This window comes from Sphingomonas radicis (assembly GCF_051400635.1).
Lineage (GTDB): Bacteria > Pseudomonadota > Alphaproteobacteria > Sphingomonadales > Sphingomonadaceae > Sphingomonas.
In genome coordinates this window covers 235,278-248,676 of record NZ_JBLFFG010000003.1, presented here as the reverse complement: position 1 = coordinate 248,676, position 13,399 = coordinate 235,278, and the positions used below count along the sequence as shown (strand labels likewise).

The following is a 13,399-nucleotide window of genomic DNA, read 5'->3' as shown; positions in this document are numbered from 1 at the left end:
CGCCGGATCAGTGCGTGGCGGTCTGCGCTGCGAATTGGGGCGCCGCGAGCTGACGGGCCGTTTCGATCGGCGCCGCGAACGACGTGCCGGTCGCCACCATCGGGCGGCCGTCGGCCGCCGTGGTGGGGACCTGGACCCCCAGCTGCCAGGAATAGCGATAGCCGTCGGGCTCGGCGTCGGGACGGTTGGTGCCGCTCCACACCTGGCCCGCCGAGTCGATCGCCCCGACGAGCACTGCATTTGGATAGGCGGCGCGCGCTTGGGGCAGGTTACCCGGATGATCGAAGCCGTTGTTGCCCGCCGCCAGGATCACGCGGATACCCTTTTCCCCAGCTTCGCGGATCGCTGCAGTGATCTCCGGATCCCTGCTCAGCGCGAGCGAGATGTTGATCGCATCTACCTTTAGCGCGATCGCGCGGCGGATCGCCTGAACGATCGGTTCCGCAGAGGGCTGGCACGGCGGATTGGCGTCCACGGGGCAGCCTGCGGGATCGTCGATGCGGATCGAGATGATGTCGACATGCCGGTTCGCGGCGCGCGCGAGGATCGTCGCCACCATCGTGCCATGGTCGTAGCGCGGCTGGAACGCCGGTCGCTGCTCCGAAGCCATGTCATATTCGGCCGAGACGAGCGGCGCGAGCTCGGGCGTTTTCGCGATTCCGCTGTCGATGATCGCCACCCGGGGCGCCTGCGCTGCAGTAGTGACGGGCGCTTCCGCCCCGAAGGCCGCCAGCAGCGGCAACAGCAGAAATTTCACGAACCCCGACCCCCCGGCCAAAGCGATTCACACACCTGCATTTATTCATCGATGAATGCGGTGCGAATACGGCAACATTGGTTCGGCTGGCCGCTTAAGTCTGTTCAGGGATTCTACGGTCGAGGAGCGAACTCTGCTCCTGCGGCCATAGTCTCTTCCGCGACCGTGAAAGCCGAGCGGCGGCCGGGCCCATCCGCGACGTCGGTTGCGAAATAGGCGACGCCGGTGCCGCGCTCGGGGTCGATCCACAGCCCGGACCGCAGCCCATAGGCCTCGCCCGCGTGCCCGAAACGGCTGCGGCCGTCTGCGAACAGATCGTCGCGGCAGCCTGTGCGCTGCGTGGGGAGGAACGTCACCGCGAGCCCATAGCTGCAATAGAAGCCGTCGCTCGTGTCGCCGTTCTGCCCGTCATAGGTCCACAGCGGCCGGCGGAGCAGCGCTACGGACGCAGGGCGGAGCAGCCGTACGCCGTCAACGCTTCCCTCGCCGAGCAGCAGCCTGCCGATCTTCGCCAGCCCGCGCGCCGAGATCCGCAGCCCGCCCTGCGGCGAAAAGATCGCACCGTTGATGCCCGCGCGCCAGGTGGAGAGATCGCAGCTGCCATCGGTTGCGGGCGTGACGGGGCAGGGCGGGGGTGCGCCCTTGTGATCGTCCTTGGTGGGCCGGGCAGCACGATAGATCGCCACTGCGCGCGCCGCCGTAGCATCGGAGCAACTCGCCCAATTGTAGCAGCCGGGAATCGCGAGCGGCTTCAGCACCAGCCGTCCCATTAGTTGGTCGAACCGCTCGCCGGTCGCCTTCTCCATCACCGCGGCGATCACCGGGAAGTTGAAATTGGCGTAGCGGAAATACGTGCCGGGGGCGTGCTCGGCGTCCCATGCCTCCGGGTTCTCGAGCATTTTGCGCATGTCGCCGTCGAGCGGCAGGACATAGTCGATCGTGTCGGTGAGGCTCGATTGGTGCGAGAGCAGCAGCCGCAGCGTGATCGGCGCATCGGGGAAGGCGGGATTACGCAGCCGCCAGCCGAGCCGCTGCGACACGTCCGCATCGAGATCGAGCGCGCCCTGCTCGACCAGGCGGAGCACGGCGATCGCAACGACCAGCTTCGAAACCGAGGCGACGCGCACGGGATCGTCGAGCTCCACCGGCCGCTTCGCCGCCAGGTCGGCGAAGCCGCTGGCTTTGGCTTCGGTCTCGCGGTTGCGATCGAAGGCGACGCGCACCATCGCGACGGGCGGTGAGGGAGGTTCGGGCGCGGTTTGGGGCGTTGCGGCGAGCAGCAGGACGGGGAGCAGCATGGCGGCAGCATGACGGGCGCTTCCCCTTTTCGCAAACCGCTATAGTCTCTCCCCCATGAACCTTCGGCACATCGAGATCTTTCACGCGGTCTACGTCAACGGCTCGGTCAGCGGGGCGGCGCGTGCGCTCAACGTCTCGCAGCCTTCGGTCTCGAAGATGCTGCGCCATGCGGAATCGCTGCTCGGCTTCCAGCTTTTCCAGCGCACCAATGGGCGGCTCGTGCCGACCGAGGACGCGCACACGCTGTTCACCGAAGTCGCGGAGATCCAGGACCGCGTCTATGCGCTGCGCGAGGCGGGGCGGAACCTTCGCCGCGGCGCAGGCGGCATGCTGCGCGTCTCCGCCCTCCCCTCGCTTGCGCTCCAGGCGGTACCCCTGGCGGTCGCCCGCTTCCAGAGCGGGCACCAGAATGTGCGGTTCGACCTCCAGACCGTCCACCACGACGATCTGCTCCGGAAACTGTTCGAGCGCGAGACCGATATCGCGATCGCCTATGAAGTGCCGCCAGCCTCGCCGCTCGACCATCGGCCGCTGGGCGAGGGCGAGCTGGTGGTGCTCTATCGCGAGCAGGACATGCCCGATGCGCCGCCGCGATGCGATCTCGGCTGCCTGGTCGGCAAGCCCTTCATCAGCCTGGCGACGAGCGGTCCGATCGGCCAGCTCTTCACCCAGGAGCTCGAGCGCCAGGGCATCGAGCTCGACGAAGTGATCTCGGCGCGCACCTTCTACATCGCTGCGGCGCTGGTGCAGCAGGGCGTGGGGATGACGGTGGTCGATAGCTTCACCGCGCAGGCCTATCTCGGCAACGGGCTGACGATGCGGCCGCTGAAGCCGTCGCTCACCTTCGGCGTCCACGCGATGTTCCTCCACAACCGCCCGCTCACGGCGCTCGCCACCGATTTTCTCAGGACGCTACGGAGCGTGATCGACGTGCCATAACGCGCGGCTATGAGGCGCCCCGCAGACGCTATGCGCGGACATTTGCGTGCTCGCGATACGGGAAGATCAACATGATTCCTGCGCCTTACCTGCTCTATCTGGGCCACAGCGCCGACTTCGTCGGCATCAAGACCTCGCGCGGTCTCGCGACCTTCCGTCCCGAGGATTGCGTCGGCGAATTCCGCTACGACGACTGCCCGCTCACCGTGGGCATGCCGCGCATGACGATCGCGGAAGGCGCCGCCGCCGGCGCCCGGACGCTCGTGCTCGGCATCGCCAATTCGGGCGGCACGCTGGGTCGGGATCTGGTCGACGACGCCGCTGCCGCGCTCGAAGCGGGGATGAACGTCGCCGCCGGGCTCCACCAGCGGTTGCGCGACGAACCGCGGCTCGCTGCCCTCGCCGAGGAGAAGGGGCTCCAGCTTTTCGACGTGCGCGATCCGCCCGCCGGGCTGGTCGTCGGCAACGGCTATGCGCGCGCCGGCCACCGATTGCTCACCGTCGGCACCGATTGTTCGGTGGGCAAGATGTACACCACGCTCGCGCTTACCACGGCGCTTCGCGCGCGCGGCGTCGCGGCCGATTTTCGCGCGACGGGTCAGACCGGCATCCTGATCGCAGGTGCCGGCGTGCCGGTGGACGCCGTGATCGCCGATTTCATCTCGGGCGCGATCGAGCAGCTCGCTCCCGCGCGCGAGGACGACGGCTGGGACCTGATCGAGGGCCAGGGCTCGCTGTTCCACCCGAGCTTCGCCGGCGTCTCGACCGGGCTGCTCCACGGCGCCCAGCCCGAGGCGATCGTGCTGTGCCACGATCCCGCGCGCACCAGCATGCGCGGCATTCCCGGCCGTGCGCTTCCCGGTCTGGCCGAATGTCTGGAGATGAACCTTCAGGTTGCGCGGTTGACCAGCCCGAACGTGCGCGCGGTGGGCGTGTGCCTCAACACCTCGACGCTCGATGCCGATGCCGCGCGGGCGCTCTGCGCGCGCATCGAGGACGAGCTGGGCCTGCCCTGCACCGATCCGATGGCCTTCGGAGTCGAAACCATCCTCGACGAACTTCTATGTCCCGAACCCTCAGCGCGCGTCACGACCGCTTCGCTCTGAGCCAACCGTTCCGCATCTCGCGCGGCGTCAAGACGCAGGCGGATGTGATGACGGTGGCGGTGGAGCAGGACGGCGTCGTCGGGTGCGGCGAGGGCGTGCCCTATGCCCGCTATGGCGAAAGCATCGAGACCGCACTCGCCGCGATCGAGCAGGTCAGGCCTGCGATCGAGGCCGGTGCCGACCACCACGCGCTGCTCGATCTGCTGCCGCCCGGCGCGGCGCGCAACGCAGTCGATTGCGCGCTCTGGGATCTGGAGGCGCGGCTGGCAGGGCGCAGCGTGGCCGATCTGATCGGCGTGCCCGCTCCGGAACGGCTGGCAAGCGCGCTGACGGTGGGGCTCGACGCGCCCCCGACGATGGGCGCCGCGGCACGCCGGATCGCCGATGCGCCGCTGATCAAGGTCAAGGTCGACGCGACGATCCCCGATGCGCAGATCCGTGCCGTGCGGCAGGGCGCACCGCAGGCGCGGCTGATCGTCGATCCCAACGAGAGCTGGGACCAGCGCCTCGTCGAGGCGATGCAGCCGCTGCTGGTCGAGCTCAAGGTCGATCTGCTCGAGCAGCCCGTTCCCGCTGGCGCCGACCAGTGGCTGGAGGATTTCACGCCGCTCGTCCCGATCTGCGCCGATGAATCGGTGCACGTCGCGGCCGACCTGGAGGTGATCGCGCGGCGCTACCAGGTGGTGAACGTCAAGCTCGACAAGTCCGGCGGGCTCACCGCCGCGCTCGAGCTGGCGCAGGCGGCGCGTGCCCGCGGCCTTGGGCTGATGACCGGCTGCATGATCAGCTCGTCGCTTTCGATCGCGCCGGCGCTTCACATCGCGCGCCTCTCCGACTTCGTCGACCTTGACGGGCCCATCTGGCTCAAGGAGGATCGCACCGGCGGTGTGCGCGACGAGGGCGGCTATATGGTGCCGCCGCAACAGGGTTTCTGGGGGACATTATGAAGGTCGCGCTGCTGCTCGGGATCGCGGCTCTGGCGCTGGGCGCCGCTTCTCCCTCCCCCGAGCAGCAAGTCGACCTGCTGATCCGCGGCGGGACGGTCTATACTGGATCGGGCGAGCCCTTCACCGGCGATGTCGCGATCCGCGGCGACCGGATCGTCGCGGTCGACCACAACCTCAAGCTCGCCGCCACCCGCGTGATCGATGCGAGGGGCATGATCGTCGCGCCGGGCTTCATCGATCCGCATACGCACATGAGCGACATCGTTTCCGACGACGCCAAGGCCCGGCTGATCCCCGCCTTCCTGATGCAGGGCGTGACCACCGCCTTCGTCGGCAACGACGGCGGCGGCGATCCGGACATCGCCAAGGTGCTCGGCAGCGCGAAGACGAAGCCGGTGGGCATCAACTATGCCGCCTATGTCGGCTTCGGCGCCGTGCGCGAGAAGGTCATCGGCGAGGCCGACCGCGCGCCGACCGGGGCCGAGCTCGCGCAGATGAAGAAGCTGGTGGCCGACGCGATGTGCCACGGCGCGCTAGGGCTCTCGACCGGGCTGTTCTACGCCCCCCAGAGCTTCGCCAAGACCGACGAGGTCGTGGCGCTTGCCCGCGAGGCAGGCGCGCGCGGCGGCGTCTACGACAGCCATATCCGCGACGAATCCTCCTACACCGTCGGCCTTTCCGCGGCGATCGACGAGGCGATCGCGATCGGTCGCGCGGGCGGGCTGCCGACCCACATCAGCCACATCAAGGCACTCGGCATCGACGTTCAGGGCCAGGCGCCCGCAATCATCGCAAAGGTGGAGGCCGCGCGCCGGGCCGGGCAGAAAGTGACTGCCGATCAATATCCCTGGGAAGCAAGCGGCACGAGCCTGGTCGCGTCGCTGATGCCGCTCTGGGCGCAGGACGGCGGTCGAACGGCGCTGCTCGCGCGCTTCGATGATCCGGCACAGGCCGAGAAGCTGCGCAGCGGGATCACCGAGAACCTTCGCAAGCGTGGCGGCGCGGACAAGCTGCTGATCGTCCAGGGCAAATACGCCAACCGCACCTTGGCCGACGTGGCGAAGGAACTGGGGCAGGATCCGGTGAGCGCTGCGATCACTGCGATCCGGATCGCCGATGCGCGGGTGGTGTCGTTCAATCAGAGCGAGGCGGACATTGCCGCCTTCATGAAGCAGCCCTGGGTGATGACCAGCTCGGATGCTTCGGGCGGGCACCCGCGCGTCTTCGGCAGCTTTGCGCGGAAGTACGCCAAATATGTGAAGGCTGAGAAGGTGATCTCGCTCCGCGACTTCATCGAGCGATCCTCCTCGCTCACTGCCGACACCTTCGGGATCACGGACCGCGGGCGGCTGCGCGCGGGCGCCTTTGCCGATGTGGTGGTGTTCGATCCCGCCAAATACGCGGCGCGTGCCACCTATCAGCAGCCGACGCTGCTCGCGCAGGGCGTCCAGACCGTGGTGGTCAACGGCGTCGTCGCGCTCGACAAGGGCGCGCTCACCGGCAAGGCCGCGGGCCGCGCGCTTGCGCATGCACCCACGCCGGGAAGCTGCCGCTGATGCTGGCGGCCTGGTTCGCCATCCCGCTGTGGAAGCGCGTACTTGGCGCGCTCGCTCTGGGGCTCGTCTTCGCGTTCGTGTGGCCGCAGGGCACGCCCTATGTCCAGTTCATCGGCGATCTGTTCGTCCGCGCGATCCGGATGCTGGTGGCGCCGATCGTGCTGGTGACGATCGCGGCAGGGATCACGTCGCTCGCCGATCCGAAGCGGCTCGGCGGGATCGGCGGGCGCACGATCGGGCTGTTCGCGCTCACCACGGCGATCGCGGTCTCGGTGGGGATGCTCGTCGCGACACTGGTGCAGCCCGGCGTCGGTGCGCCGCTCGGCACGGCGTCGGCGCACGCGCTTGGCGAGCCGGTGACTCCGTACCAGCAGCTGATCGGCATCATCCCCCTCAACATCTTCGATGCGCTGGCCAAGGGAGACATGCTCGCGCTGATCTTCGTCGCGATCCTGGTCGGCGTCGGCACGGTAGTTGCGGGCGAGCCCGGCAAGCCCTTCGCCGCGCTGCTCCAGTCGACGTCGGCGGTGCTGCTCAAGGTGGTGGGCATCGTGATGGAAGCGACGCCCTTCGGCGTGTTCGCGCTGATCGCCAATGCCGTCGCGGCGAATGGCGCGGCGGTGTTCGTCAACGTCGGCTGGCTCGCGCTCGCGGTGGTGCTCGGCTCGCTCATCCAGATCATCGTGGTGCACAGCCTAATCCTGCGCCTGTTCGCGCGGCTGCCGGTGCTGCCCTTCTTCCGCGGGATCGTCGATGCGCTGGTGGTCGCCTTCTCCACTGCTTCGAGTTCGGCGACGCTGCCCGTTGCGATGCGCGTCGCCGAGAAGAACCTGGGCGTCAGTCGCCCGGTCTTCTCCACCGTGCTTCCGCTCGGCGCGAGCATCGGCAAGGACGGGACGGCGATGTACGTCGGGCTGCTCAGCATGTTCGCGCTCCAGGCGTTCGGCACGCCGCTCAGCCCGCAGGTCTATGGGCTGGTGCTGCTCACCGGCGCGCTGGCCGCGTTCGGAACGGCGCCGGTGCCTTCCGCCTCGCTGTTCATGCTCGCCGCGGTGCTCTCGGCCGTCGGCGTGCCGCCCGAGCAGACTGCGCTCGTCGTCGGCTTCGTGCTGCCGTTCGATCGGCTGCTCGACATGACTCGCACCGTTCCCAGCGCGAGCGCCAACCTCACCGTCGCCACCACCGTCGCGCGCTGGGAAGGCGAACTCGACGAGACCATCTACAGGGCCCCCGATCGTGCATAAGCCAATCCTCCTCGCGCTCGCGCTCGTCTCCGCCACGCCCGCGCTTGCGCAGCAGGAGCTGCAGCAACGCGTCGAAACCAGCCTCGCCGAGGCGCCGCTGGGAACCCGCTTCGGACTCGTAGTGCTCGACGAGCAGGGCAGCGAGATCGTCGCGATCGATCCCGACGACCGGTTCATCCCCGCCTCGAACACCAAGATGTTCACCACTGCCGCTGCCTATGCGACGCTCGCCGGGCTCGATCGCCCTGATGCGGCGGGCGGCGCCGCGGTGCGGATCGAGGGCGGCGACGTGATCCTGATCGGGAACGGCGACGCGCGGCTTTCGAGCACGGCCGATTGCGTGATCGACTGTCTCGCCACGCTCGCCGATGCCGTCGCCGCCAAGACGCGGCGCGTGCGCAACGTCGTCGGCGACGACACGCTATTCCCCGATCAGCGCTGGAGCCCGGGGATGAGTTGGAACAATGTCTTCAGCCGCTACGGCACCGGCATCTCGGCGCTCACGCTCGACGACAATGAGCTGGTGCTCGAAGTGCGCCCCGCTGCGGCGGGCAAGGCGCCGGCAGCGGCAATGCGCTTTCCCTATTTCGAGATCGACAATCGCGCGGTTACCGTGCCCGCCGGCGGCAAGACCGACCTCAGCTACGATCGCGACGTGAACGGCAAGCTGCTGCGCCTCACCGGCACGATCGCGGCCGACGCCGAGCCCCAGACGCTGCGCATGGGGATCGACGATCCGGCACATTATGCCGCCTGGCGGTTCAGGACGCTGCTCGAGGCACGCGGGGTGAAGGTCAGCGGCGATGCCGTCGCGCGGCACCGGCCGCTTGCGCCCGCGGACGATCCCGAGGTGCGAAAGGGCACGCCCGCGCCGCGGGTGCCTGCCGCACCCGTCCTCGCCAGCCTCGTGCCGCCACCGCTCGTTGATGATATCACGCACATCAACAAGGTCAGCCAGAACCTTCACGCCGAGCTGCTGCTGCGCCGCGTGGGCGTGCGCCGGGGCAGCGGCTCGATCGCCGACGGGGTGGCTGAGATCGGCACGATGCTCGACGGCGCCGGTGTGCCGCGCACCGCCTGGGATTTCTCCGACGGTTCGGGCATGTCGACGTACAACCGCACCGCGCCGCGCGGGACGGTGAAGATGCTGCGCTGGATTGCTGCGCAGCCCTGGGGTGTAGCATGGCGCGAAACGCTGCCAATCGCGGGCCAGGACGGCACGCTCGCCAAGCGCTTCAAAGGCACCAGCCTGGAGGGCAAGCTGTTCGCCAAGACCGGCACGCTCAACGCCACCAATGCGCTGTCGGGCTATATGATCGCGAAGAGCGGCCGCACACTCACCTTCTCGATGATCGCCAACGACGTTCCCGGTGACGTGAGCGCGACCAAATTCATGGATGCCGCGCTGGTGCTGATCGCCGAAGCGAACTGAGTTCCTACCCTAGGATCTGTGGAACTGCCACCGTTCGCCCTGAGCCTGTCGAAGGGCGCTTCCCAACCGCCATTTGTTCGCAGATGGCCGCCCTTCGACAGGCTCAGGGCGAACGTGGGTATTTCCATCGGCGAGATAGACCCTAACTTAACCCCTGCGCAAACAGCGTGAGCACCGAGCGCGCCTGATCCGCGTCGATCGGCAGCGTACCGTCGAGCGCCAGCAGGGCGAGGCCGTGGACGATCGCCCAGGCGGCGATCGTCGCAGTCGCGGCTGCCGAGGGATCGGTGACGATGCTCTCGACGCGCCTGGCCAGAATCGCATGTGCGTCGGGCCCGGCCTCGGTCGGGGCGGGCGGCGCGCATAGGTTGGAGAACATCAGCCGGAAAAGCGCCGGGTGTTCGCCCGCAAAGCGGAAATAGGCCAAGCCCTGCTCGACCAGCGCCTCGCGGCCGCCGTCCCGATCGCCGGCTTCCAATGCTTCGCGCAGCATCTCGAACCCGCGATCGGCCACTGCGCGCAGCAGTGCCGCCTTGTCGGGAAAGTGCCGATAGGGAGCCATGGCCGAGACGCCGGCCCCGCGCGCGACGCTGCGCAGGCTCAACGCATCGGCGCTCTCCGCCAGCATTTCCATCGCGACCTGCACCAGCCGCGCGTGCAATCGGGGTTGATCGTCATCCATTGTTTACACCGTACACACAGCTTGCTATGTTTACATCGTAAACTCAGGAGGCTGTGATGCAAGGCAATGCGGTGCGTGAGACGGTGGACCTCTCGGCATTTCCCGATCTGGTCGTAGTGCTGCTCGGCTTCAAAGTGCGGGGCCTGCGCGGCATCGCGGCGACGCTGAACATCGGCCGCGGGCTAACCGCGCTGCGCCGCGACCCGCCTGACGGCATGCTGCTCGACGAGCGTTTCCTGTTCGGGTGGAACCACATCGGCATTCGCCAATATTGGCGCGATTTCGAAAGCCTCGAGCGTTTCACGCGCGATCCGCTGCATGCCGGCTGGTGGCGCGATTTCCTGCGCGACACGCACGGCTGCGGCTTCTGGCACGAAACCTACAGCACGAGCAGGGGGATGGAGGCGATCTATATCGACATGCCCGGGCGGGTAGGCTTCGGCACATTCGCGCCGATCCGCCATCCCGTGGGACCCTTCATGTCGAGCCGTGATCGGCTGCAGGCACGTGGCGCTGCCTGAAAGCCTCGGGGGCAGTCTGATCGGGGTTGAAATGTAGGATTTCGTCTGCTTCGCTCGGTCCATGTCTGCCCGCGGCCTTCTTGCACCCGTTTCCAGCAGCGGCGGCGGACCGGGCCAAAGTGAAAAGATGAAACGCGATTCCCTTCACTTTGCCGATCGAGTCAATCGATCGGTTGACCGTCCCATGCGGCGATCACTGCGTCGCCCGTCGCTGGTCGCAGCGCGAAGATTCCGCTGTCGCGGTGCCGGGTCGGGTGAACGCGGTTGGTGAGCAAGGTCCAGGCGAGCCCGCGGTCGAAATCGACCCACAGTCCAGACCCCGTGAAGCCGGTGTGGCCGATCGTCTCGTCCGAGCACGCCTGCCCTCCCGACCAGCCCGCGAACTTGCGTTCCCACCCGCAGGTGCGGTGCGTGTGTTGCGGCGTGCGGATCGCGTGCAGCATCGCGGGGCTCGCGCCGCTGCCGTCGAGCAACCCTGCTGCAAAGTCGAGTATCCCCGCAGCGGTGCCGAACAGCCCGGCATGGCCGGTCTGTCCGCCCATCGCCGCGCAATTCTCGTCATGCACTTCGCCGTGCAGCACGCGGCCGCGCCATGTGCAGCGCTCGGTCGCGACTGCGGGGCCGGGAGGCGGGCCGAAGCGCAGGCCGTCGCCGAGCTCCCACGCGCCGAGCGGCCGGCCGGTGATCCGCTCGATCGCGATGCCGAGCAGGATGAAGTTGATGTCCGAATAGACCGGCTCCGGCACTTGCCGCCACTCGCGCTGGAGCACGAAGGCGCGCAGCCGCGCGGGGTCGTCGCCATAGGTGTAGATCGGCTCGACCGCGGGGAGGAGGGTGCGGTGGGAGAGGCAGTCGCGAAAGGTCAGGGTGCGCTCATAGGCGTTGGCCACGTCATACTGGCGCAGATCGGGGATGGCACTGGCGAGCGGCGCGTCGAGGTCGATCCGGCCCTCGTCGGCCAGGCGTAGCACCATCGTCGTGGTCGCGATCACCTTGGAGACCGAAGCGAGATCGAACCAATGGTCCTCCGTCAATGCCTCGGGCTCGGGTTCGAGCGCGGCCATTCCGGCGTGGCGAGTCCAGCGACGCCCGTCGGCGGCGACCACGCCCAGCATTGCGCCGGGGATGCGCCCTTCCGTGACGGCTACGGCGGCCGGAGCGAAGGCAGCATCGACGTTCATGGCCGATCGTCCGGACGCGGTCTGGCGCGTGCGAGCAGGGGCAGGAAGGCGAGTGCGGCGAGGCTCACTATGCCCGATGCGAGAAAGAACATGTCGAAGCCATTGTACCCCTGGGCGTCGAGCTGCTCGACGATCTGCCCGCCGGCGCCAGCGACGAGCCGTGAAAGGAGAAAGGCGAAGCCCGAGAGGAAGGCATATTGCGCGCCGGGAAAACGCGGGTTCACCAGCATCGAGAGGTAAACCACGAACACTGCACCCGCCATGCCGTTGCCGAACTGGTCGGCGCCGGTGGCGATGTAGAGCAGCCACTCGTCGCGGGGTTGGTGGGATAGCCAGACGAAGCCGAAGTTGCCTATCGCCGCAAAGATAGCGCCTATGGTGAGCGTCACCGGGGAGCGCCAGCGCGTCACCATCCAGCCGCCCAGGCCCACGCCCAGGATGCTGCTGGCGAGCGCCACAACGCCGTCCGCACGGCCGATCTCGGACTTGGTGTAGCCGAGGTCGAGGATCATCGGCTTGGAGAGGTTGAGCGCCAGCACGTCGCCCATGCGGTACACCGATACGAACGCCATCAGCACGATCGCCATGAACCCATAGCGCCAGAAGAAGTCGACATAGGGCCCGATCGCGACCGAGGTGCGCAGCGGATCGGCGGGGCCGGCACGACGGATGCGAGGGAGCGCGAAGGCCATGGCAACGAAAGGCAGCATCGCGACGATCACGACGAAGGTCTTCACATCGGTATCGGGTCCCACCCCCATGCCGGCCACCGCGGAGAGCAGCGCCCAGCCGACCGCGGCGGTTGCCAGCGCCGCTGCCGCAAGGATGGCGGCGCTCGCCAGCAGCCCTGTCGCCAGCGCCACCCAGCGCCCGCCGCCATGCGCCGGATCGGGGCGCAGCGCCACGAGAAGGGGGAAGGGGAGGAACGCGGCGACGGCGATCGCCAGATAAGCGCCCGTCCAGCCGAGCGCGGGCGCGTCGGCGATCAGCAGCGCCCCGCTGCCCGCCGCGACCATCGCGGTGCGATAGCCCCACAGATTGGCGGCGGCGACCGGTCCCTGCTCCTCCTCGGTCGGCGCGAGCTCGATACGCCAGGCGTCGGCGGCGACTTCGAGCGTGGTGGTCCAGAAGGCGAGCAGTACCGCGAACAGCGCGGTCAAAGCCAGGCTCGCATCCGACGCAGTGAAGGTCATCGCGAGCATCGAGGTGAAGATCCCGAGCTGCGACAGCATGATCCAGCCGCGTCGCTTCCCCCAGAAGCGCGCAAAGCCGGGCACGTCGTAGCGATCGAGCAGCGGCGCCCAGAGGAACTTGAAGGTGGGGAGCAGCTGCACCCAGGCGAAGAAGCCGATGATCGTCAGCGCGACGCCGTGATCGGTCAGCCGCGCCGCGAGCACGGTCGAGAACATGTAGAAGGGCAGCCCGGCCGAGAAACCGAGCAGAACATAGAGCGCCATGCGCCCGATTCCGCGCGGCACGGCAGGCGGACCGGCGAGCGATGCCTCAGCCAAGACGGGCGCCCGCGGAAGCGGAGAACGAGGGAGGAAACGCGGCGCGGGGCGGAAAGGGCATTGCGGCACGCTCGGCGAAGCGAGGGCGCGCGTCAATCGGCTCCGTTGTTGCAGCAATGCCACGGTTTCAAGCGCAACATGCCGCTAAGCTATGGTTTTGCGAACAGAAACTATGGCGCAGTGCAACATTCTTGTTACTTAATGTCACGGCGTCGCGCGGGGTC

At 68.0% G+C, this 13,399-nt stretch carries 12 protein-coding genes; 7 read left to right on the top strand and 5 right to left on the bottom strand.

The window, feature by feature from the left end; all coding sequences use genetic code 11:
• Positions 1-7 precede the first annotated feature (7 nt).
• Both ACMGDH_RS13630 and ACMGDH_RS13625 read right to left on the bottom strand, forming a co-directional pair.
• Positions 8-757: a S8 family peptidase gene (locus ACMGDH_RS13630; protein ID WP_436828503.1), complete on the bottom strand. Its 750-nt coding sequence runs from the start codon at positions 755-757 to the stop codon at positions 8-10.
• 113 nt (positions 758-870) lie between these two features.
• Positions 871-2,055, bottom strand: a complete 1,185-nt coding sequence (locus ACMGDH_RS13625; protein ID WP_436828502.1) for a serine hydrolase domain-containing protein — start codon at positions 2,053-2,055, stop codon at positions 871-873.
• Between the two features lie 55 nt (positions 2,056-2,110).
• On the opposite strand from ACMGDH_RS13625, the gene ACMGDH_RS13620 reads away from it, so the two are divergent.
• The 6 genes from ACMGDH_RS13620 to dacB all read left to right on the top strand — a co-directional run bounded on the left by ACMGDH_RS13620 (position 2,111) and on the right by dacB (position 9,280).
• Complete coding sequence (locus ACMGDH_RS13620) at positions 2,111-2,995, top strand: LysR family transcriptional regulator (protein WP_436828501.1); 885 nt, start codon at positions 2,111-2,113, stop codon at positions 2,993-2,995.
• Positions 2,996-3,066: 71 nt separating this feature from the next.
• Entirely contained in the window at positions 3,067-4,101 is a 1,035-nt protein-coding gene (dgcN, locus tag ACMGDH_RS13615; RefSeq protein ID WP_436828500.1) for an N-acetyltransferase DgcN, read from the top strand.
• Positions 4,059-5,048 (top strand): N-acetyl-D-Glu racemase DgcA, encoded by a 990-nt coding sequence (gene dgcA, locus ACMGDH_RS13610; protein ID WP_436828499.1) that lies wholly within the window; start codon positions 4,059-4,061, stop codon positions 5,046-5,048. Before dgcN ends, dgcA begins: the two co-directional genes overlap by 43 nt.
• Complete coding sequence (locus ACMGDH_RS13605; RefSeq protein WP_436828498.1) at positions 5,045-6,604, top strand: N-acyl-D-amino-acid deacylase family protein; 1,560 nt, start codon at positions 5,045-5,047, stop codon at positions 6,602-6,604. Before dgcA ends, ACMGDH_RS13605 begins: the two co-directional genes overlap by 4 nt.
• Positions 6,604-7,848, top strand: a complete 1,245-nt coding sequence (locus ACMGDH_RS13600) for a dicarboxylate/amino acid:cation symporter (protein ID WP_436828497.1) — start codon at positions 6,604-6,606, stop codon at positions 7,846-7,848. The genes ACMGDH_RS13605 and ACMGDH_RS13600 overlap by 1 nt, the downstream gene beginning before the upstream one ends.
• Positions 7,841-9,280, top strand: a complete 1,440-nt coding sequence (dacB, locus tag ACMGDH_RS13595) for a D-alanyl-D-alanine carboxypeptidase/D-alanyl-D-alanine endopeptidase (protein WP_436828496.1) — start codon at positions 7,841-7,843, stop codon at positions 9,278-9,280. The genes ACMGDH_RS13600 and dacB overlap by 8 nt, the downstream gene beginning before the upstream one ends.
• Positions 9,281-9,422: 142 nt before the next feature.
• Here dacB and ACMGDH_RS13590 read toward each other — a convergent pair whose 3' ends face one another.
• Complete coding sequence (locus ACMGDH_RS13590; protein WP_436828495.1) at positions 9,423-9,962, bottom strand: TetR/AcrR family transcriptional regulator; 540 nt, start codon at positions 9,960-9,962, stop codon at positions 9,423-9,425.
• Between the two features lie 56 nt (positions 9,963-10,018).
• On the opposite strand from ACMGDH_RS13590, the gene ACMGDH_RS13585 reads away from it, so the two are divergent.
• Entirely contained in the window at positions 10,019-10,483 is a 465-nt protein-coding gene (locus ACMGDH_RS13585; protein ID WP_436828494.1) for a monooxygenase family protein, read from the top strand.
• A gap of 161 nt (positions 10,484-10,644) precedes the next feature.
• On the opposite strand, the gene ACMGDH_RS13580 is transcribed toward ACMGDH_RS13585, so the two are convergent.
• Together ACMGDH_RS13580 and ACMGDH_RS13575 are read right to left on the bottom strand one after the other, a co-directional pair.
• Entirely contained in the window at positions 10,645-11,664 is a 1,020-nt protein-coding gene (locus tag ACMGDH_RS13580; RefSeq protein WP_436828493.1) for a serine hydrolase domain-containing protein, read from the bottom strand.
• The gene (locus tag ACMGDH_RS13575; RefSeq protein ID WP_436828492.1) at positions 11,661-13,175 is read right to left on the bottom strand and encodes an MFS transporter; all 1,515 of its coding nucleotides are present in this window, start codon (positions 13,173-13,175) and stop codon (positions 11,661-11,663) included. The genes ACMGDH_RS13580 and ACMGDH_RS13575 overlap by 4 nt, the downstream gene beginning before the upstream one ends.
• Positions 13,176-13,399: the final 224 nt, after the last annotated feature.

Excerpts from the sequence above, each read along its gene's own strand:
- ACMGDH_RS13625 (WP_436828502.1), bottom strand. The coding sequence starts at position 2,055 with ATGCTGCTCCCCGTCCTGCTGCTCGCCGCAACGCCCCAAACCGCGCCC.
- ACMGDH_RS13620 (WP_436828501.1), top strand. The coding sequence starts at position 2,111 with ATGAACCTTCGGCACATCGAGATCTTTCACGCGGTCTACGTCAACGGC.
- dgcN (WP_436828500.1), top strand. The coding sequence starts at position 3,067 with ATGATTCCTGCGCCTTACCTGCTCTATCTGGGCCACAGCGCCGACTTC.
- dgcA (WP_436828499.1), top strand. The coding sequence starts at position 4,059 with ATGTCCCGAACCCTCAGCGCGCGTCACGACCGCTTCGCTCTGAGCCAA.
- ACMGDH_RS13605 (WP_436828498.1), top strand. The coding sequence starts at position 5,045 with ATGAAGGTCGCGCTGCTGCTCGGGATCGCGGCTCTGGCGCTGGGCGCC.
- ACMGDH_RS13600 (WP_436828497.1), top strand. The coding sequence starts at position 6,604 with ATGCTGGCGGCCTGGTTCGCCATCCCGCTGTGGAAGCGCGTACTTGGC.
- ACMGDH_RS13590 (WP_436828495.1), bottom strand. The coding sequence starts at position 9,962 with ATGGATGACGATCAACCCCGATTGCACGCGCGGCTGGTGCAGGTCGCG.
- ACMGDH_RS13585 (WP_436828494.1), top strand. The coding sequence starts at position 10,019 with ATGCAAGGCAATGCGGTGCGTGAGACGGTGGACCTCTCGGCATTTCCC.
- ACMGDH_RS13580 (WP_436828493.1), bottom strand. The coding sequence starts at position 11,664 with ATGAACGTCGATGCTGCCTTCGCTCCGGCCGCCGTAGCCGTCACGGAA.